Raw genomic sequence first — 19062 nt, 5'->3', positions numbered from 1 at the left:
AAAAAGCGTATCTGTCATTTATGATAGAGCAAGAGAGAAATAGATGAAATGTTAATTCAACCGGGAGATTCTTCAAGAAATAAAAAAGAACTGTTATTCCAGTGAATAACCAGTTCTTCCAAATCTACTATTTAATGCCCACCCAAATAAGCCTGCTTTAATTCATCACTTTCCTGTAATTCTTGTGCAGATCCTGATAAAACCACTTTTCCTGTTTCAATGACATATCCTCTATGTGCAATCGATAATGCCATATGGGCATTTTGCTCCACTAATAAAACCGTCGTTCCTTCTTCATTAATTTCTTGAATAACCTGAAAAATGGTACGAACAATAATCGGTGCTAATCCCATGGAGGGTTCATCTAAAAGAAGCAATTTCGGTTTTGCCATTATAGCTCTTCCCATTGCCAGCATTTGTTGTTCTCCACCAGATAAAGTACCAGCTAATTGTTTTTTTCTTTCAAATAACCGCGGAAAAATCTCATAAACCTTTTGTAAATTCTTTTGAATTTCCTGTTTATCTTTTCGTAAAAAGGCACCTAGTTCAAGATTTTCCTCCACAGTCATATTAGAAAAAACACGTCTTCCCTCTGGAACATGTGACATACCTGCCTTTACAATCGATTGTGCAGGCTTTCCTGCAATAGACTTGCCTAAATATTCTATAGAACCCTTTCTGGGCTTGATTAGACCGGATAATGTCTTTAATAATGTACTTTTCCCCGCTCCATTCGCACCAATAAGCGTTACTATTTCTCCTTCCTTAATATCAAGCGTTACTCCTTTTAATGCCTGAATATTTCCATAGTATACATTTAGATCCTTTATATGAAGCATTATTCAGCAACCTCCTCTCCTAAATAAGCTTCGATTACTTTTGGATGATTTCTAATCACTTCAGGTGTTCCCTCTGCAATTAATTGCCCATGATCCAAAACATAAATCCGCTCACAAATCCCCATAACAAGAGGCATATCATGCTCTATAAGTAAAATGGTCAGCTGAAACTTTTTGCGAATAAAGGCAATCAATTCCATCAGTTCATGTGTTTCCTGAGGATTCATCCCTGCAGCAGGTTCATCCAATAGCAACAATTTAGGACCCGCCGCTAAAGCTCTTGCTATCTCTAAACGGCGCTGCTGACCGTACGGGAGATTTTTCGCTTTTTCCTTCATATAACGGTCGAGTTGAAAAATCTTAAGAAACTCTATTGATTTTTCCTCCATCTCCTTCTCCCCTTTAAAGTGGGAAGGGAACCGCAAAATACTGCTTAGCATAGAGTGCTTAGCCAAAGAATGGTAAGCTACCTTTACATTATCTAAAACAGATAGTTCTTCAAATAAACGTATATTTTGAAAGGTTCTACTAATCCCTCTACGTGTTACCTGAAAAGGCTGCAACCCCTTTAAACTTTTTCCGTCAAAAAGAATTTCTCCTTCTGTTGGCGCATATACACCAGTTAACATGTTGAAGGTAGTCGTTTTCCCCGCTCCATTCGGACCTATTAGTCCAATTAACTCTCCTTGATTGAGCTCTACATCAATCGCGGACACTGCTTTTAAGCCTCCAAAAGAAATACCTACATTTTTCATTTGCAATAAAGGTTCCTGCTTAGTCATTGGAATTACCTCCTTTGCGTTTAAACAAATCTGTAATTTCCTTTGTTCCCATTAATCCTTTTGGACGATAGAGCATGACGATTACTAAAACAAGGCTATATATAATCATTCTCGTTTCTGGATAATCTTGAAGATAAGTAGAAATAATGGTCAAGAAGCTTGCTGCAATAACAGATCCTGATAAACTCCCTAATCCTCCAAGGACCACGTAAATCAAAATATCAAAGGACTTTAAAAATCCAAAGTTAGTTGGGTTAATAATATAAAAGTTATGAGCTTGAAGCGCACCGGCTACCCCAGCGAATAAAGACCCTAGTGCAAAAGCGGCAACCTTATAATAAGTTGTGTTAATTCCCATTGCATCTGCCGCAATTTCATTTTCCCTAATTGCAATGGCTGCACGGCCATGTCTTGAATTAGTAAAATTAACAATGACTAGAATAGTAATAAATAAACAAATAAACGTACTTGTCCAAGTAGTCAAATGAGTAATCTGCATTCCCGCTGCCCCACCGACATAATCGATATTTAAGAAGAAAATCCGAATAATTTCTGCAAATCCTAATGTGGCAATGGCTAAATAATCGCCTCTTAATCGCAAGGTTGGAATTCCAACTAACAGTCCAGCTAGTGCGGCAACAATTCCACCAGCTAAAATAGCAATTGGAAAAGGCATTTGAAACTTCATCGTTGCAATTGCTGATACGTATGCCCCTACCGCCAAAAAGCCAGCATGACCAATTGAAAATTGTCCGGTAATTCCTATGACAAGATGCAAGCTAACTGCCAGCATAATATTGATAGCCATTAAAATAATCATATTGCTGTATAAAGTGTCAATCCAGCCGCCAGTCATCAGGAACTGAATTACGCCATAAATAAGTGCGGACAGTATAAGGAATATCCAAAAAGCTTTTGATTTTTTCATCCTTCCAGTCACCTACACTTTCTCTTTTGTATTCTTACCAAGAATACCTGATGGTTTAAAGATAAGAATCAAAATTAAAATAATAAAAGCCGCAGCATCTCTCCATAAAGAAAAACCTAAAGCACTAACAACCGTCTCAACTACCCCTAAGATAAGTCCGCCAATCATCGCTCCTGGAATAATTCCTATTCCCCCTAAAACAGCTGCAACGAATGCCTTTAATCCTGGAATAACTCCCATTAGTGGTTCAATTTTTGTGTAATAAGCGCCGAAAATAACGCCTGCTGCTCCCGCTAAAGCAGAACCAATGGCAAAAGTAGCGGAAATAGTCCGGTCTACATTAATCCCCATTAATCTTGCAGCGTCTATATCATGAGAAACCGCCCGCATTGCTTTTCCTGTCTTCGTTTTATGAACGATAAATTGCAAAATCAACATTAATCCAACCGACGTTCCTAAAATAATTAGGGACTTACTTGTAATTTGTGCACCAAACACATCAAATGTCTTTGTTGGCAAAACGCTTGGATAGGTTTCTAAGCCCGCACCTCTAAAATAAATAAAAACATACTCGATTAATAAAGAAACCCCGATTGCTGTAATTAGGGCAGCGATTCTTGTCGCATTTCTCAACCGTTTATATGCAATTCTTTCAATGATAATCCCAAAGATAGCACAAGCAATCATGGAAACAATCAAAGCTGGAAAAAAACTAAGTCCCCAACCAGTAATAGCATAAAAGCCAATAAATGCTCCAACCATAAATACATCGCCATGAGCAAAGTTAATAAGTTTAATGATTCCATATACCATCGTATATCCTAAGGCGATAAGAGCATATATACTTCCCAAGGAAATGCCATTAACTAGCTGTTGTATCCATTCCATCTATTTATTCACTCCCTTTTGCTAAGCATGCGTCAATGCAATAACTTTTCGCATAGCCTACTGCTAATTAATTCTTATAAAAAACGTTTTTGTTCATACTCTCTATCTCTATCATTCTTTTATCTCTAATTTTCTTTCCATGGAAAATAGGGAGGCTCTCCCTCCCCATCCATCAAGTCTTATTTTGGATCAACCTTTGTTTTAAATACTTGTTTTCCATCTTGATATTCTAAAACTGTTGCTGATTTGATCGGGTTATGATTTTCATCGATTGTCACTATCCCAGTGATCAACGATAAATCTTTTGTTTTTGCCAATTCTTCTTTAATCTTATCCGAATCAGTACTTCCTGCTCTTTCAGCAGCATCTTTTAATAGATAAACAGAATCATAACCTAAAGCATTAAATGCATCTGGGCTTTTTCCGTATTCGTCCTTAAATGCTGAAACAAACTTTTGAATTTTCTCATCTGGATCTTCCGAAGAATAGTGGTTTGTAATAAACGTATTATTTAAGTTCTTTGCTCCTGCTAAATCAATTAATTTTGGAGAATCCCAGCCATCAGCACCCATAAAAGGAGCTGTTATACCCATTTCGCGCGCTTGCTTAATAATTAAGCCAACTTCTTCATAATAGCCAGGAATAAACACAAACTCTGGATTCTTCCCTTTAATTCTCGTTAATGTCGCGCTAAAATCTGTATCTTTTGCAACATAAGATTCTTCTAATACTATTTTTCCACCAGCAGCTGTAAATGTCTCTTTAAATGCTGCAGCTAATCCTTTTGCATAATCACTTGCACTATCAGCATAAATGGCAGCATTTTTGATTTTCAAATCATTAATAGCAAAATTTGCAGCCACATTTCCTTGGAAAGGATCAATAAAGGATGTACGGAATGCATACTCATTTAGCTTTCCATCCTCATTAACCGTAACGTTTGGTGCTGTACCCGACGGAGTTAATAAGACTGTTTGCTTATCATTGGCTATTTGCACTTGTGCTACTGTATCACCACTCGTAGCCGCACCTATAATTGCTGAAACCTTATCTTGGTCGATTAGCTTCAATGCACCATTAGTTGCCTCCGTTAAATCAGATTTATTATCTACCTTAACAGGAACTATTTTCTTGCCATCTATTCCACCATCTGCATTAATCTCTTTAATAGCTAAATCAATACCGCTTTCTAATGATTGTCCATATGATGCAACAGCTCCAGAAAGCTCCAGATTTACTCCAACCTTAAATTCATCCTCTTTTGATGCATTTTTACCACCAGCACTACACCCAGCCAATATTCCAGCAGCCAATGTAGAAGCTGTTATTAAAAGACTTAATTTTTTCTTCATACTAATTCTCCTCTTTTTACTTTGTTTGATTATTCTGACAATAGGAAGAAAATGACACTACATATTAAATATAAGTGCTTACCGAATCATAATTTGACTAGTCAGACTATTCGAATCATTTTTATATTGCGAAATTAATCATAACGAACTAGACAAAAATAATCAATACCCGACAAACTTCACCATAATGTTATCATTTATAACATTTAAAGGAATAAATTTCAAATTTTTTCTAACAATTCTATTAGGAATAAAATAAATCATCTTCTTTTTGTTAGTTTTTTTACCATAATAATTTGGTTTCCATGTATACTTAACAATTCATCAATATTCACCATGAATATAAGTTACTTTTTCTTACACAAACGCGACTTTCCACCCTGAAAATTTATTCATAAATTTTTTAAATTTTTAATATAACTCATTTTTTTCTTATTTTAGGGAATATACAGTATTAATAAGGCATAGAAAGGAGTACGATGTATGAAAAAATTTCTATTTTCTTCACTCTTTATCTTTTCACTTATTGCAAGCGGCTGCTCCAATGGATCAGCCGAAAGTCAATCAAATCTGTCGACAGCGGAGAAAGCAGACGCAGCTGGACAAGCTAAAGCTAATACGGAAAAGGAACAAAATATGGAGAAATCCCCATCAAACAATGAACAGATGAAAGAAATTCGCTCTATGCTCAAGATGCAAGATAATAAATTACCGATGAAATTTCCGATCACTGATTCTGAATATATGGGAGCTAAAATTAATAAAAATGAAACAGACCAATATTCTATATCATTCTATCGAACGCAAGAACCTGTCTCCATCAATGATGAATCTTTAGATACAAATGATAATTTGCTTGCTACTTTTAAAGCAGAAACATCCCATGATAAAAACAAACAAGAGAAGCTTTTTCCCGAGGTTTCATTAGATTCAATACCAGATGAAATGAAGGTAGTTTTGGGACATCAAATTACTGGAATGAAGGAAGGAGCAGCGGGAAGTTCGTATTTACTTTGGAAAGAGGGACGATGGGTGTTACAAATTAAATCAATTTCTGCTGATAAGTTAGACACTACTGATATCGCAAGAAAAATGGTGGACTTTTTGGAGGAAAATGCTCTGCCCGTCCCACAGGAAAATGGAAGAATAGAAGTAAATTATCCGGAAAATGCTGATAAAGTAGAGTATATGGCGAGATGGGAAGAAGGAAATATTGTTTATACTATAGAAACGGGAGAAGTACCAATAAATGCTTTAATGATGACTGTCTCAACAGAATAATTCGTATTACTTTTAGTGAAAATCACTGGGTTCCAGTCAAAACTTGATGCTTTTCAGCCAAAATTGAGAAACCAGCCAAAGCTTGCTACTTTTCCCATCTAACAAAAAAGATCTATTGGATAAGCGGAAATCCGTCTTCTCCAATAGATCTTTTGACTATGCAATAAAAATGTGGACCAAGTAGCAATCAATTGAAATCAAGCTCGTATTTTCATTACTGAACAATCATCGCATTGAATCATATTTTTAATTAATTCTTTATTCTTCTCTTCAAATAGTTCATTATGTGAAGAGACCATTGCGCTATTACTTGCCTCTGGCTGAATATATAATTTAGCTTTATTGACTGCATTAGCTGCGTCTTGAAAAGCACCGGCAATTAAATGGACTTTACCTTCATGCTTTAGAATATCTCCAGCAGCAAATATTCCTGGCACAGATGTCTCACTATTAGCATTACCTGCTATGTAGAAATCTTCAAGCATGTCAATTTTTAATTTACTATTTTTTAAAAGCGACGAATCCATTTCATAGCCATGATTGATAACTACTTCATCTACTTTTAAAGTCTTTACCTCTTCTGATTGTGTATTCGTTAATTCAACAGAATCAATACGATCATGATTTTCATTCGCAATCAGTTTAGTAATAGAGGTATGGAACAAACACTCTACATTGCTTTCTAGCAATTCTCTCGCTTTTGCCTCATGACCAGCAAGTGTATCTTTTCTACATGTTAAATACACCTTCTTAGCTATCGGCTCTAGTTCAAGAGCCCAATCCACGGCAGAGTTTCCGCCTCCAGAAAGAACAACTACTTTATCTCTAAAATGCATTAAGGATTTTACCGTATAGTTTAGGTTTGCCACTTCGAATCTTTCGGCACCTTCAATTTTTAATTTTTGCGGAGTGACGATTCCGCTTCCTACCGCCACAATGACTGTTTTGGAATAATGAACTTCTCCTGAGTCTGTTTCCAGCAAGAAAATTCCTTCCTCATTTTTGGAGATAGAATGAATCTTCGTATTTGTCACTACTTCTGGGTTAAAGGTCAGTCCCTGTTGGACAAGCTGTTCTCTCAACCTTTCCCCTGGCATTGGAGTGATGCCGCCAACATCCCAGATCATTTTCTCTGGATATAAATGCAGCTTTCCGCCTAACTGTGGTAAAAATTCAATAACTTTTGTCTTCATTTCTCTAAGCCCACTATAAAAAGCAGAATATAGACCTGCTGGCCCGCCGCCAATTATCGTCACATCGAATAGTTCTGTATGATCCATTAACCCGCTCACTCCTATATTGAAAGTTTTATACTATCTATATATGATTAACTCATTCAGTTTATTAGTTAAATTGATTATCATTCTCATTTACATACTACCTTGTTTTTGGAATTTTTTCAATCCTATCTAGTAACTTTTAAACAACATTTTGTGAAATAAAACAATCTCTTTACTTAGAATATAGAAGTAACTGCCCGTTTTAGATCGTACTTGCTTTTTATAAACTAAAAGTCAGAATCTAGAGTTATTTAGTGAATAAGGTAGTATTTATAAGTATTCAGTATATTTAATTTAATCAGAAAAAACTTTACGAACGATATAAACAGGATATGCTATATTTTCACGTTTGCACTGCCTATTATTTGTTTTATATAATAAGAAGGACTCTACAGGAGAAGGATATGGATAAGTCCCATTGCCATACTGGGAGTAACAACAAGCAAGTAATACTATATCAAACTAATTTTTACCCAAAGTTCCACTAAATGTATTGCCATAACACTCGCTTAATTCCTACTATTCCTCTAAAAATAATCGGTTTTATTTTTTATTTCCTATTTATTTATCCATATTCGGAAATTCTCCTAAATAAAAAAGAAGGAGAAGTGATTAATGCCTAAAATTGAAATTAAAAATCTTACAAAAATATTTGGGGGAAACCCAAAAGAAGGGCTGAAAAGACTACAGGCTGGCGAAGATAAAACAAAAATACTGAAAGAAACTGGAATGACAATTGGTGTTGATAATGCCTCTTTCCAAGTAAAACAAGGAGAATTCTTTGTCATAATGGGATTATCCGGCAGTGGAAAATCTACTCTTATACGTCTTATTAACCGACTGATTGAGCCAACTTCAGGTGAAGTGCTAATTGACGGGAAAAACATTACTACCATGAATAAAAAGGAACTTATTGATATACGACGTAAAAAGCTCAGCATGGTTTTTCAGAATTTTGCGTTATTTCCAAATCGAACTGTGCAAGAAAATGTTGAATATGGTTTAGAAATCCAAGGACATCCGAAGAGTGATCGTTCAAAAAAGGCTATTAAAGCCATTCATGATGTTGGCCTAAAAGGCTATGAGGCAAGTTTCCCTCATCAACTTAGCGGCGGGATGCAGCAACGGGTAGGTCTTGCTAGAGCATTAGCAAATGATAGCGATATTCTTCTAATGGATGAAGCATTCAGTGCCTTAGATCCACTTATTCGCAAAGAAATGCAAGATGAACTTATCCGTTTACAAAACAAGCTAGGAAAAACAATTATTTTTATCACTCACGACTTAGATGAGGCTCTTAAGCTCGGTGATCGTATTGCCATCATGAAAAATGGCTCGATTGTACAGTTAGGGACAGCTGAAGAAATTTTGGAAAATCCAGCGAATGACTATGTATCGACATTTGTAGAAGATGTTGATCGTTCGAAAGTGTTAGTTGCTGGTCAAATTATGAAACAGCCCGATCTTATTACCACTTGGAAAGATGGTCCAAGGATGGCCGTAAGAAAAATGGAAGAAGCCGGTCTATCCAGTATCTTCGTAGTAGATAAGGATAAACAGCTAAAAGGCATTCTTACTATTGATGCTGCCATTAATGCCTATAAGGAAAATAAGTGGGTTGAAGACGTATTAGAACACGACTTCCATTCTACTACATACGATACCCCATTAAATGATTTAATTGGAGTTGCGGCAGAATCAAAATTCCCTATTGCCGTTACAGAAAATAATAGATTGTTAGGAATCATCGTTCGAGTCTCTATATTGTCTGGACTAATTCTCGGAAAAGAACAAAAGGAGGCTATCATATGAACTACTTCTTCTTTCCATTAGAAAAATGGACAAATCAATTTGTAGACAATTGGCTGCTGCCGGTTTTAGGTGACTTTTTCAACTCCTTCAGCGGAGTGTTAAGCATATTTATAAATGCTGTCACCAATTTATTCACCTTTATCCCTGCTGAAGTAATAGCAATCCTTTTAGCACTTTTAGCTTGGCGCCTTGCGGGAAAAGGAATAGCTCTTTTTACCATTATTGGTGCTCTTTACTTAGGTTCGGTAGGTCTATGGACAGGTGCTATGCAAACTCTATCTATTGTTATTGTAGCAACCTTTTTCTCCATTGTTGTTGGGGTTCCCTTAGGAATATTCACTGCTAAAAATCGAACATTGGATCATATTATCCGACCATTACTTGATTTCATGCAAACACTACCTAGTTTTGTGTATTTAATCCCTGCTATTCTACTCTTTGGTTTAGGAGAAGTTCCAGCTGTTATCTCTACCTTCGTTTTCGCTACTCCACCAGCAGTCCGTATGACAAGCTTGGCCATTAAACAAGTTCCCGCTGATATCGTAGAAGCTGCTAAAGCTTTTGGTTCTACTTCTTGGCAGCTGCTCGTAAAAGTTCAGTTACCTAATGCTATTCCAACCATTATGGCTGGAATTAACCAAACTATTATGTTGGCATTATCCATGGCTGTTATTGCATCTATGATTGGTTCTCCTGGACTAGGAAGCACTGTTTTATCCGGTATCTCTAGTGTAAATGTTGGATTAGGTCTTACCGGTGGACTTGGGATTGTTGTTCTCGCCATCATCCTGGATCGAATAACACAGGGATTAGGAAAAAAAGCATAAAAACAAACAATCTACCAAATTAACAGGAGAAAGGAAGTATACGAATTTATGAAAAAATTAAAACTTAGCTTTTTGATGTTATTACTATTCACTCTTTTAATTGGCTGTTCCTCCCAAAACCAAAATACAGGAGGTAGCGAGTCAGGAGATTCTAAAACTGTTACTTTCGGTGTTACTCCTTGGACTAGTACCATCCCGCCAACAAAAGTTGCTAAACTATTATTAGAAGATATGGGCTATACGGTTAAGGAGAAAAATGCAGATGCAGGCGGCGTTTATACAGGACTTTCCCGCGGTGACTTAGATGTATTTATGGATGCTTGGCTGCCTGATATGCATGCAAATTATATGAATCGATACAAAAATCAATTAGAAGACTTAGCAGTCAGCTATAAAGAAGGGGAGCTTGGCTGGGTCATTCCCTCTAACATAGAGGACATTGACAGTATCGAAGATTTAAAAGGAAAAGAAGATCTCTTTGGCGGAAAAGTGTACGGTATTGAAGAAGGTGCCGGAATGACCGTCACTTCTAAGGAAATGATTGAAGAATATGGATTAGATTTAGAATATGTTGCTTCTAGTGAAGGTGGCATGCTGGCACAAGCCTCTAAGTTTATCAAAAGTGGCGATCCTGTCCTTTTCTTAGGATGGCGTCCACATCCAATGTTTGTTGATTATGATTTAAAAGTATTGGAAGATCCAAAAGGTTTCTTTAAGACATCAGAAGTTCACGTAGTTGTAAATAATGGTCTAAAGGAAAAATCCCCTGAGGTTCATGAATTCCTAAGCAACTGGAGCATGCCTGTTGAAGATATTGAAGAAATGATTGTTAAAATCGAAGATGGCGCTGATGAGGAAGAAGTTGCACAGGAATGGATCGATAATAATCAAGATAAGGTGAAAGCTATGTTAGGGAAATAAATGAAGAAGCGGTTGGGACACAAGTATTCCAACCAATATAAGCCCTGGACAATTATATGGAGATTCTTATGCGATCTTCATATAATTGTCCCGGGCTTTTTTTTGGAAAGAGGATTGATGGTAATTGCTATCCACAGCGCTAGCACCGATCCGCTTCGTTATTACATTCCTATGGGAAATGACAGAAGTAGATTCAATCAATTACTATCTAATCCCTCATAACGGAAGTATGCGAAATCAGCGTATGTACTTGCTTTTTTATCCATATCGTGGACTGCTATCCCAATGAAATTTCCGGTAAATCCCCCTGCCAAAAATAGGAGGTCTTGGCTGCTGGTTACTTCTCGCCAAGAATGTTCTTCATCTGAACGAAAGTAAAAGTTTCCTCTCGCTCCGTTTCCAATAACCTTTAGCTGCACTTTTCCTGCAGTAATAGTTATGATGGCCGGATCTAGTTGAAATTGTCCATTTTCGCAACGCATAAAGCGAAGAACTCGGCCTCTTTCTTCATCAAATGTCACGTAAGCATATAGATAATTGCTATCATTTAAATAAAGCATGAGACCAGCCATTTGATTAAAGGTAGTAGGGTGAAATTCTACGCTTGTTTCGGCCTGAAAGTGAAAGTCTTTTTGACGAATGGCAAGAATATGATGCTCGAACAAGGACTGAATGGATTCCCCTGCAAACATACGTAAATAATTAGATCTACTTGTTAAATCACACCAAGAGTCATCTGCTAAAATACGTAAAGTATTCCACTCTTTTTTTAAAGGGCCTGTAAAGTCATCCTCGAAATCAGTATTGTTTTGAAAAATTACTTGTTCGCGCGTAACAATTTCAGTCAACAAGCTGGGTCCATTTGTACCAGATGAAAGGCGAAGCCAGCCGTCCTCTGTCCAATAAACCTCTTCTATCGCTGTTTCTCTTCCTAGTATCGCGGCTTTATTTTGTAATGGTCTAGTACATAAATAAACCATATACCAATTTCCAAGGGACGTCTGCACGATACTTCCATGTCCTGAACATTGGAGCGATGACTCAGGTTTATCACTTGCTGTAAGCATAGGATATTCTGGATCTAATTCATAGGGTCCTGTTATTACCTTTGAGCGGCAGACAGTTACTGAATGCCCTTTCCCAGTCCCTCCTTCTGCCGTTATTAAGTAGTAATAGTCTCCATAGTAATAGAGATGAGGAGCTTCCGTTTTAGCTAATTCTGTCCCATCAAATAGTTTATAAACAGGTCCAATCAGCGTTTGATTCTTAGCATCATATTCCTGCATGACAATACCTGCTGATTTATTTCCTGTTATCATACGATAATCCCATATTTCGTTTAACAGCCATTTGCGTCCATCTTTGTCATGAAATAAGGATGGGTCAAATCCGCTGCTGTTTAGATATACAGGACTTGACCATGGACCATTTATACTTGGCGCGGTAATCAAATAGTTATGACAATCCTTAAATGGTCTTTTTGTACTTTTAACATCTGTATAAATAAGGTAGAACAGCCCCTCTGAATAACTAATTTGCGGAGCCCATATGCTGCCATTTTGTGGATTTCCTCTTAAATCAACTTGATTCGTAATAATATCTGTCTCATGTTCCCAATTTACTAAATCATTAGACTGATAGATTCGTACTCCTGGCAGCCATTCAAAAGAGGAAACAGCAATATAGTAAGTATTATCTACCCTTAAAATATTGGGATCTGGATTAAAACCACGTAAAATAGGATTTTTAATAGTGGTTCGATACATAGCCTTCTCCTTTCTTACTCACATTAACTCCTTTTCGCAACAAACATAACGCTCCTGCTAGAAAAAAGAGAAAGGCGATGGGAAAAGCAATAAATTGGGTACCTATCAATGTTGAAAATCCAGCAACGAGATAGAGGACTCCAGCCCATCTCGGATGTCGATTTCTCCAGATGAAAGCAGTCGCAACTATAACAAATGCTAGGACGAGTATTAGTGTAATACCGAACCATATAGCTAAGACATTCATGGCTTCTAAACTATCCTGCATCTCACCGGAAGAAACGCCTTCCTGCAGAATAGGAAAGACTGTTTCTTTATATGTTTCTGTATCCATGGAGGTCATTGTTAGCGAAAATCCTCCTAGAAATAGAACACTTAACACCATTCCTGCCATCCCAATTATTACTTCCCATTTCCGTTTCATTTCCCTCGTTCCCTTCTCCTAGTCTCTAACTGATTAGAGGCTCAACTAAGCATAGTAATTTTCTATTTCCCGAAATGTTACTGTTTCTCGATTCTCTTTCTCTCCCCAATCGTCCCATTTATCCGAGTGAATATGAGCCCCTATTCTACATTGAGAAAAAGTTACATTGGCGTATGGTCTCCACGGCCGCCCTAAAAAGACATTAGATACATCCTTATCTGCTGTTAAATAGCAACGAGAAAATAGGAAGCCATTTTTCCCGATCGCAGTACTTGCTGCCGTAATATATCCTGGCAGGTTGTTAGGCCGTTTAAGAGATTTCAATTCACATTCTTCAAACTTTGCTTCTCCTCCACCAAATATATAATCAACGGTTCCCTCAATAGAACAATGGATAAAGGTCGTTATATTGTTCTGAAAGTTATTTTTTATCTCTGGTGTTGAAAAAGGAGTTCCATCCTTTTGTACATCTGGCAATGGACCGAGACAAACGGTATCTTGGTACCCTTTTATGGAACAATTTTTAAAGCTAACTATGTTTCCTTCACTATATAAAGCAACTGCTTGCCCCACTATTTCTCCCAGCCCCGAATTATTTATGATTTCGATATTTTCTATCCAGATATTCTCTCCATTGATAAAAAGAGTCGCTGTTTGAAAAGTACCAATTTCACAACCAAACTCATCCAATTGCCGTGCATACTTATTTCCAATAATCCGGACCGTTCCTATTCCAAACAACTTGCGATTTGATTGATAAAGAAGGATATTTTCATAGTAATCTCCACCTAGGATGATGAATGTAACAGGTCTCTCGATATTGGAACAATGCATAATGGCTTCCTGAATACTCATAAAATCACAATCATTGCCTTTCCCAATGACAAATTGAAGTTCATTTTTCATAAATGCTTCTGCAAAAAGTTTTCCCATTGCTTTCTCATTTCCTTTGTCTCTTGATGACCGCCAGTTACAATTTGGCTGTTCCACTGATTTTTTGCATCATATTTTCCATATATTTTTCCTAATTCCTCATCTAGCAGCATTACGCCTTCCAGCGGACACATGCGGTCATCTTTTCCAACAAGACTCAAGCGCGGTCTTGGGGCAATTAACGATTGCACAGCTAAAGTAGAAAACTGCTTTAAAAAGCCTGGCACATAATAATAAAAACCATGATGATCTAGGCCCCGTTTCTGCCTTAATGTTTCTATATGTACCTGTGCAGCTATATCTACGGTTACTTTTATGCGATCATCTAGTGCTGCCATCCACCAGCTCATAAGGCCTCCCATTGACATTCCAATCGTCGCTACTCTGTTTTGGTCGATGTCCGTCCTTTCCACAAGATAATCTAGAAAAGCAATATTATCAAAGATCCGCATCCCCCATAGCGTTCTTCCATCTAATAACATTTCTTTGACTAACTCGCTCTCTAATTTACCTTTCCGCTCACTAAATCCCCACATATCAATGGATCCTACAGCATATCCCAAATTTGTTATAGCCTCGACAAAAGATGGGGATTGTAAGTAACTGTTACTTATTAACAGCTCTTCTTTTCCCTGTTCGAAATCCCCCCCATGTGAATGATTAAAGAGGACGATAGGCAGCGGACCTTCCTTGTTTAGAGGCTTGGCAACATAAGCAGGTACGGATTCCTCCTCATTTAATTGCAGCATGAGGCTTTCTAATACATAGTTATCTTTCTCTTCCCTCCTTATTAGCTGCACCTTCCTATCCTTTGCATGTGGATAATCCCCTAATAACTCTATTAGCCTTTTTCGCTGTTTTTCCACTTACGCCTTCACTTCCTTCAAGAGCGCTTCTTCCTTCTTTGTATTTTTAGACTTACAGTTTATTAACTCGATATCCTCACAATTTTCGAGATAAAAAGCTGGACCTTCATGGTTTTCAACCGTTACCCGGTTAAATAAAATATCCTTTGCAAAACCGACATAAAAGCCCCGGTTATTCATATCTTTTATGCCTGCCATCATTGCTGGTTTTCCAGGAATCGCATCTACCGCCAAAGAAATATCCACTTGGTTAAAAGTTAGTTCTGATATATATTGCTCGGCTAAACCGTATATGAATCCGGCTGCAGCATGAACATTCCTAGCCGTTATATTGGCAAAATGAATGCGCCTAAACATCGGAGTCTCATTAGTTACTGGGTAAGGATTTTTATCCCATACGTATTTGTCCTTTCCTTTAGGACCACAGAAATAATATAAATTTAAAATGAACGGACAAATTACACCTTCCATTACGATATTACTTACACGAATATCTTCAACGACTCCTCCACGCCCTCGTCTAGACTTCAGCCGAATGCCACGATCTGTATCTTGAAAGACACAGTTACTAATGGTGACATTTCGAATATTACCGCTCATCTCACTGCCAAGCACTACTCCTCCATGTCCATGAACCATGGTACAATTTGTAATCGTTATATTTTCACAAGCTACTCGCTCTGCCGTATCCTCTGTTCCTGCCTTAATCGCAATGCAATCGTCCCCTACATCAATATGACAATTACTGATTCTAACATTCATGCAGGATTCTGGATCAATGCCATCTGTATTTGGTGAATCTTGCGGATTATGAATTTTTATATTATCGATCGTAATGTTGTTACTGCATATGGGGTTAACCGTCCAACTTGGAGAATTTATTAAGGTCACATCTTTAATCGATACGTTTTCACAACCATCTAGGCTAATCAATTTTGGCCGCGGATAAAGCAGCTTCTCTCGCTCATTTCGAAAAAGATGCCACCATTTCTCTCCATTTCCGTCAATGGTTCCAAAGCCAGTGATCGCAATATGCCGGCTATTTTCTGCGTATAAGCATGAAGCATATACTTCTCTAGCGACACCTTCCCATCTAGACGTAACAACGAAATAGTCCGCTTGCTGATCAGAGAATTTCAATACTGCTCCTGCGGCTAAATGAAGTTCAATATGATTCTTTAAAAAAAGCCCACCTGTCAGAAACTCACCTGGCGGGATAACAATTCTGCCTCCTCCATTTTCATATGCCTTATCTATCGCCTTCTGAATCGACTCTGTACATATACTCCCATCATTCTCTGCACCGAAATCAGTGATAATATAATCGCTCATTTTATAATCTCCTTATTCGTTAATAACTTCCTCCACTTCCACTAATGCCTGTAAAAAGGCCCCTAAGCCTTTTTGGTCATTGCAAATAATTGGTTCACTAATATAATAGGTATAAGTTCCGTCTCGTTTGTCAGCTCCGCCAAGTCCTGCTACCTGACAATTTTTATTTAAATTGACCCATCCCTCTTTTGTCAGCAAAACAAATTCATCTAATAATCCTTGATAGCCTTTCTTTAATGGATGCAGCCATTCTTGTTTTTCTAAAACTCCAAGGCGTATCCCTTTTGCAATAGAACATACGTACATACTGCTTGCAGACGCCTCCAAATAATTTCCCTTTTCCCCTTGCTTATCGACTACCTGATACCAAACACCCTTTTCCTTATCCTGATAGTTTAGTAATGCTGCCAATGTATTCTTAAGAATTTTTTCTAAAAAAGGGCGATCAGGTGTATCCTTTGGAATAATTTCTAATGTATCTACTAATGCCATGACATACCATCCCATGGCTCTTCCCCAAAAATTCTCTGATAGTCCTGTCTCTTTATTAGCCCATGGCTGGACTTTCTTCTCATCCCATGCATGATAAAGAAGCCCTGTCTTTTCATCTAATAAGTGTTGATAACTGATTTTGAATTGGTGAAGTATATCGTCAAGACCTTCTCCATCTCGATATTCCATTTGATATTGCGCATAGAATGGCGCCCCCATATATAAGCCATCCAGCCAAATCTGATACGGATAAATTTGCTTATGCCAAAAAACACCTTCTGATGTTCTTGGATGCAGCTCTAATTGGGATTTCAATAAATCGGCTGCTTGCCGATACTTTTCCTCTCCCGTTTGTTTAAAAAGTTGAAATAGTAATTTTCCATTGTTAATATGGTCAATATTAAATTCTGATACTTCATATCCTTTAATCGTTCCATCCGGTTGAACAAAATAATCGAGATTTTCTTTTATAAAATGCAAATATTTCTCCTTGCCTGTTCGTTTCCAAAGGTTTTCAAACCCTTTTAAAACAACTCCATAATCATAAGACCATTTTCCGTTATAGCCTCTATCTTCATATAATCGTGGAAGTCTTTCCATAATGGATTGTGCTGTTCTCTCTGACCAACTCATTTCTGCCATTCTTATATTCTCCCATCCTATTTAGATTCTTTATAAAGCCTCTTCATGAAGATTGTTGCTTGCCTTATAAAAATCTTGTTTTTAAATTTTTTAAGGTGAGTGTCTAGCCGAAATCTGCTTTCCCCTCACCTTTATTCAAAATTATTTCGTTTGTTCGTATGCTGCTTTATATTCCTCTTTAATCGTGTTTCCGCCAGAATCTCCCCATGTCTTTACAGCCTGTTTGAAGCCATCCAGATCTATTTCGCCTAAAATATACTGGTATGTGGCATCAGTAATAATCTTTTGTAATTCTGATCCTTGTGATGTATTGGTTGCAGATTCTAAAGAATAAGCAGGATTTAACACGGCATAATTCGCATTGTCTGCAATCATTTCATCTGCTAATGCTTTAATTGGGTTTGGATCTTTCAAATTATAGCCTGACTCTTTTGGTCTAGAAGCCGCGAATGGCTGCACTTCCTGTGTCCATAAATCCTGATTGATAATTTCATATGAATCATCATCTGTTAGTTTATAATGGACATCTTCCAAACCATATGTCATTAATGTGTAAATTTCTGGATCTAGTAAATCATTTACAAACTTAAGAATTCTCTTTAATTCTGCTTCATCCTTTACTTCTGAACGCGGAAAGGCCAATAATCCGCCAATTCCATTATTTGCAGCCCAAATGGCACGTTCAGGATTAGATTCCGATACCATATCGTTCACTAATGCTAATTCCATATTATCTTGGATGCCTGCAGCCATCGTTTGCAAGTTTTTAGCATCGAAAAGGGCACCAATATAAATTCCTGCTTTTCCCTGTGCAAAGCTTTGCTGCTGGTCTGTTTTTGCTGTAACAGCAAAGTCTTTATTTATCCAGCCATTGCTATACAGCTCCTTCATATAATCCATTGTTTTTACATAACCATCCGTTTCAAATTCCGGAATGAAGTCTCCATTTTCATCCATTTCCCATACATTAGGTGTACCGAAATAAGAACTTAATGTTTTAAAGGCTCCATATATTAAATCGTTCCGATCTACAAATCCAGTTGTATCATTTTGCCCATTACCATCAGGATCATTTTCTGTAAACGCTTTCGAAACTTCCATTAATTCATCAACAGTCTTCGGAACTTCAAGACCTAAATTATCAAGCCAGTCTTTACGTAAAACGACACCATTACGTGCTAAATCCTTCTGAAAGGGAATACCATAGAGCTTTCCTTCTATGGAAGCAGAATCACGTACATCTTGTGAAATTTCCTTTAGATTAGGGAATTCATCTAAATAATCTTCTACATTCCAAAACATTCCAGACTTCAATGCATTACGGACAGAGGAATTTTCCAGAATAGTTAATGTAACAATATCGGCTAATGAATCAGAGGCTAATGCAGTATTAATTCTTTCTTCCTTTGAAGCGTCCGGTATCCACGAAAATTTGATTTCAGCATTCGTTTTCTCTTCGATTTTATCTAAAATAGTATCTGTTGGAGGAGATGCCGTATGTAGAATATTCAGCCACGTAATTTCAGCCTTACTATTTTCATCATACGTCCCAGATGATTGTTCTTTTCCTCCACTACAACCCGCTAATAACAACATACCTGCTAAACTAATACTGGCTAACTTTGATAGTTTTTTCATTTAAACGCTCCTTTACAATTTGATAAAGCGAAAGTTCCATCAATGAATGTTTGCACTGA

At 37.2% G+C, this 19062-nt stretch carries 17 protein-coding genes; 4 read left to right on the top strand and 13 right to left on the bottom strand.

Translation table 11 applies throughout. The features are described from left to right. Nucleotides 1-131: 131 nt before the first annotated feature. From NSQ89_RS24075 to NSQ89_RS24055, 5 genes are all read right to left on the bottom strand, one after another. Nucleotides 132-839: an ABC transporter ATP-binding protein gene (locus NSQ89_RS24075; RefSeq protein ID WP_047940871.1), complete on the bottom strand. Its 708-nt coding sequence runs from the start codon at nt 837-839 to the stop codon at nt 132-134. Continuing rightward, complete coding sequence (locus tag NSQ89_RS24070; RefSeq protein ID WP_047940872.1) at nt 839-1621, bottom strand: ABC transporter ATP-binding protein; 783 nt, start codon at nt 1619-1621, stop codon at nt 839-841. Before NSQ89_RS24070 ends, NSQ89_RS24075 begins: the two co-directional genes overlap by 1 nt. After that, nucleotides 1614-2549 (bottom strand): branched-chain amino acid ABC transporter permease, encoded by a 936-nt coding sequence (locus tag NSQ89_RS24065; protein WP_047940873.1) that lies wholly within the window; start codon nt 2547-2549, stop codon nt 1614-1616. The genes NSQ89_RS24070 and NSQ89_RS24065 overlap by 8 nt, the downstream gene beginning before the upstream one ends. A gap of 12 nt (nt 2550-2561) precedes the next feature. Beyond that, nucleotides 2562-3437 carry a branched-chain amino acid ABC transporter permease gene (locus tag NSQ89_RS24060; protein ID WP_047940874.1) on the bottom strand — a complete coding sequence of 292 codons (876 nt, stop codon included), beginning with the start codon at nt 3435-3437 and terminating at the stop codon, nt 2562-2564. 179 nt (nt 3438-3616) lie between these two features. Beyond that, nucleotides 3617-4789, bottom strand: a complete 1173-nt coding sequence (locus NSQ89_RS24055; RefSeq protein WP_341133389.1) for an ABC transporter substrate-binding protein — start codon at nt 4787-4789, stop codon at nt 3617-3619. Between the two features lie 483 nt (nt 4790-5272). On the opposite strand from NSQ89_RS24055, the gene NSQ89_RS24050 reads away from it, so the two are divergent. After that, nucleotides 5273-6070, top strand: coding sequence for a hypothetical protein (locus NSQ89_RS24050; RefSeq protein ID WP_341133388.1), 798 nt, complete (start codon nt 5273-5275; stop codon nt 6068-6070). Nucleotides 6071-6267: 197 nt separating this feature from the next. Here the strand turns inward: NSQ89_RS24050 and NSQ89_RS24045 are convergent, their stop codons facing one another. Continuing rightward, nucleotides 6268-7350 carry an NAD(P)/FAD-dependent oxidoreductase gene (locus NSQ89_RS24045; protein WP_061796976.1) on the bottom strand — a complete coding sequence of 361 codons (1083 nt, stop codon included), beginning with the start codon at nt 7348-7350 and terminating at the stop codon, nt 6268-6270. A gap of 615 nt (nt 7351-7965) precedes the next feature. Here NSQ89_RS24045 and NSQ89_RS24040 point away from each other — a divergent pair. Genes NSQ89_RS24040 through NSQ89_RS24030 form a run of 3 tightly spaced genes read left to right on the top strand, consistent with a single transcriptional unit; the run spans nt 7966 to nt 10910 of the window. Then, nucleotides 7966-9162 carry a quaternary amine ABC transporter ATP-binding protein gene (locus NSQ89_RS24040; protein WP_061796978.1) on the top strand — a complete coding sequence of 399 codons (1197 nt, stop codon included), beginning with the start codon at nt 7966-7968 and terminating at the stop codon, nt 9160-9162. Then, nucleotides 9159-9989, top strand: coding sequence for an ABC transporter permease (locus NSQ89_RS24035; protein WP_061796980.1), 831 nt, complete (start codon nt 9159-9161; stop codon nt 9987-9989). Before NSQ89_RS24040 ends, NSQ89_RS24035 begins: the two co-directional genes overlap by 4 nt. 48 nt (nt 9990-10037) lie before the next feature. Beyond that, nucleotides 10038-10910 carry a glycine betaine ABC transporter substrate-binding protein gene (locus tag NSQ89_RS24030; RefSeq protein WP_341133387.1) on the top strand — a complete coding sequence of 291 codons (873 nt, stop codon included), beginning with the start codon at nt 10038-10040 and terminating at the stop codon, nt 10908-10910. A gap of 197 nt (nt 10911-11107) precedes the next feature. Here the strand turns inward: NSQ89_RS24030 and NSQ89_RS24025 are convergent, their stop codons facing one another. From NSQ89_RS24025 to NSQ89_RS23995, 7 genes are all read right to left on the bottom strand, one after another. Beyond that, nucleotides 11108-12676 carry a glycoside hydrolase family 43 protein gene (locus tag NSQ89_RS24025; protein ID WP_095258277.1) on the bottom strand — a complete coding sequence of 523 codons (1569 nt, stop codon included), beginning with the start codon at nt 12674-12676 and terminating at the stop codon, nt 11108-11110. Next, nucleotides 12657-13100 (bottom strand): DUF4064 domain-containing protein, encoded by a 444-nt coding sequence (locus tag NSQ89_RS24020; protein WP_047940882.1) that lies wholly within the window; start codon nt 13098-13100, stop codon nt 12657-12659. Before NSQ89_RS24020 ends, NSQ89_RS24025 begins: the two co-directional genes overlap by 20 nt. A 45-nt stretch (nt 13101-13145) precedes the next feature. Beyond that, nucleotides 13146-14033 carry a pectinesterase family protein gene (locus tag NSQ89_RS24015; RefSeq protein WP_341133386.1) on the bottom strand — a complete coding sequence of 296 codons (888 nt, stop codon included), beginning with the start codon at nt 14031-14033 and terminating at the stop codon, nt 13146-13148. Next, nucleotides 14003-14899 (bottom strand): dienelactone hydrolase family protein, encoded by an 897-nt coding sequence (locus tag NSQ89_RS24010; RefSeq protein WP_445668978.1) that lies wholly within the window; start codon nt 14897-14899, stop codon nt 14003-14005. The genes NSQ89_RS24015 and NSQ89_RS24010 overlap by 31 nt, the downstream gene beginning before the upstream one ends. Then, nucleotides 14900-16231: a glycoside hydrolase family 28 protein gene (locus NSQ89_RS24005; RefSeq protein WP_341133385.1), complete on the bottom strand. Its 1332-nt coding sequence runs from the start codon at nt 16229-16231 to the stop codon at nt 14900-14902. It abuts the gene before it with no gap. A 12-nt stretch (nt 16232-16243) separates the two neighbouring features. Beyond that, entirely contained in the window at nt 16244-17365 is a 1122-nt protein-coding gene (locus NSQ89_RS24000) for a glycoside hydrolase family 88/105 protein (protein WP_172885254.1), read from the bottom strand. Between the two features lie 141 nt (nt 17366-17506). After that, nucleotides 17507-19003 (bottom strand): extracellular solute-binding protein, encoded by a 1497-nt coding sequence (locus NSQ89_RS23995; RefSeq protein WP_047940886.1) that lies wholly within the window; start codon nt 19001-19003, stop codon nt 17507-17509. Between the last annotated feature and the right edge of the window lie 59 nt (nt 19004-19062).

It is taken from the genome of Niallia sp. FSL R7-0648, from assembly GCF_038007005.1.
In the GTDB taxonomy this organism is placed as follows: domain Bacteria; phylum Bacillota; class Bacilli; order Bacillales; family Cytobacillaceae; genus Niallia; species Niallia circulans.
The sequence above is the reverse complement of the archived record's forward strand: the minus strand, read 5'-3'. Positions and strand labels throughout refer to the sequence as shown.

Excerpts from the sequence above, each read along its gene's own strand:
- NSQ89_RS24075 (WP_047940871.1), bottom strand. The coding sequence starts at position 839 with ATGCTTCATATAAAGGATCTAAATGTATACTATGGAAATATTCAGGCA.
- NSQ89_RS24070 (WP_047940872.1), bottom strand. The coding sequence starts at position 1,621 with ATGACTAAGCAGGAACCTTTATTGCAAATGAAAAATGTAGGTATTTCT.
- NSQ89_RS24065 (WP_047940873.1), bottom strand. The coding sequence starts at position 2,549 with ATGAAAAAATCAAAAGCTTTTTGGATATTCCTTATACTGTCCGCACTT.
- NSQ89_RS24060 (WP_047940874.1), bottom strand. The coding sequence starts at position 3,437 with ATGGAATGGATACAACAGCTAGTTAATGGCATTTCCTTGGGAAGTATA.
- NSQ89_RS24055 (WP_341133389.1), bottom strand. The coding sequence starts at position 4,789 with ATGAAGAAAAAATTAAGTCTTTTAATAACAGCTTCTACATTGGCTGCT.
- NSQ89_RS24050 (WP_341133388.1), top strand. The coding sequence starts at position 5,273 with ATGAAAAAATTTCTATTTTCTTCACTCTTTATCTTTTCACTTATTGCA.
- NSQ89_RS24045 (WP_061796976.1), bottom strand. The coding sequence starts at position 7,350 with ATGGATCATACAGAACTATTCGATGTGACGATAATTGGCGGCGGGCCA.
- NSQ89_RS24040 (WP_061796978.1), top strand. The coding sequence starts at position 7,966 with ATGCCTAAAATTGAAATTAAAAATCTTACAAAAATATTTGGGGGAAAC.
- NSQ89_RS24035 (WP_061796980.1), top strand. The coding sequence starts at position 9,159 with ATGAACTACTTCTTCTTTCCATTAGAAAAATGGACAAATCAATTTGTA.
- NSQ89_RS24030 (WP_341133387.1), top strand. The coding sequence starts at position 10,038 with ATGAAAAAATTAAAACTTAGCTTTTTGATGTTATTACTATTCACTCTT.
- NSQ89_RS24025 (WP_095258277.1), bottom strand. The coding sequence starts at position 12,676 with ATGTATCGAACCACTATTAAAAATCCTATTTTACGTGGTTTTAATCCA.
- NSQ89_RS24020 (WP_047940882.1), bottom strand. The coding sequence starts at position 13,100 with ATGAAACGGAAATGGGAAGTAATAATTGGGATGGCAGGAATGGTGTTA.
- NSQ89_RS24015 (WP_341133386.1), bottom strand. The coding sequence starts at position 14,033 with ATGGGAAAACTTTTTGCAGAAGCATTTATGAAAAATGAACTTCAATTT.
- NSQ89_RS24005 (WP_341133385.1), bottom strand. The coding sequence starts at position 16,231 with ATGAGCGATTATATTATCACTGATTTCGGTGCAGAGAATGATGGGAGT.
- NSQ89_RS24000 (WP_172885254.1), bottom strand. The coding sequence starts at position 17,365 with ATGGCAGAAATGAGTTGGTCAGAGAGAACAGCACAATCCATTATGGAA.
- NSQ89_RS23995 (WP_047940886.1), bottom strand. The coding sequence starts at position 19,003 with ATGAAAAAACTATCAAAGTTAGCCAGTATTAGTTTAGCAGGTATGTTG.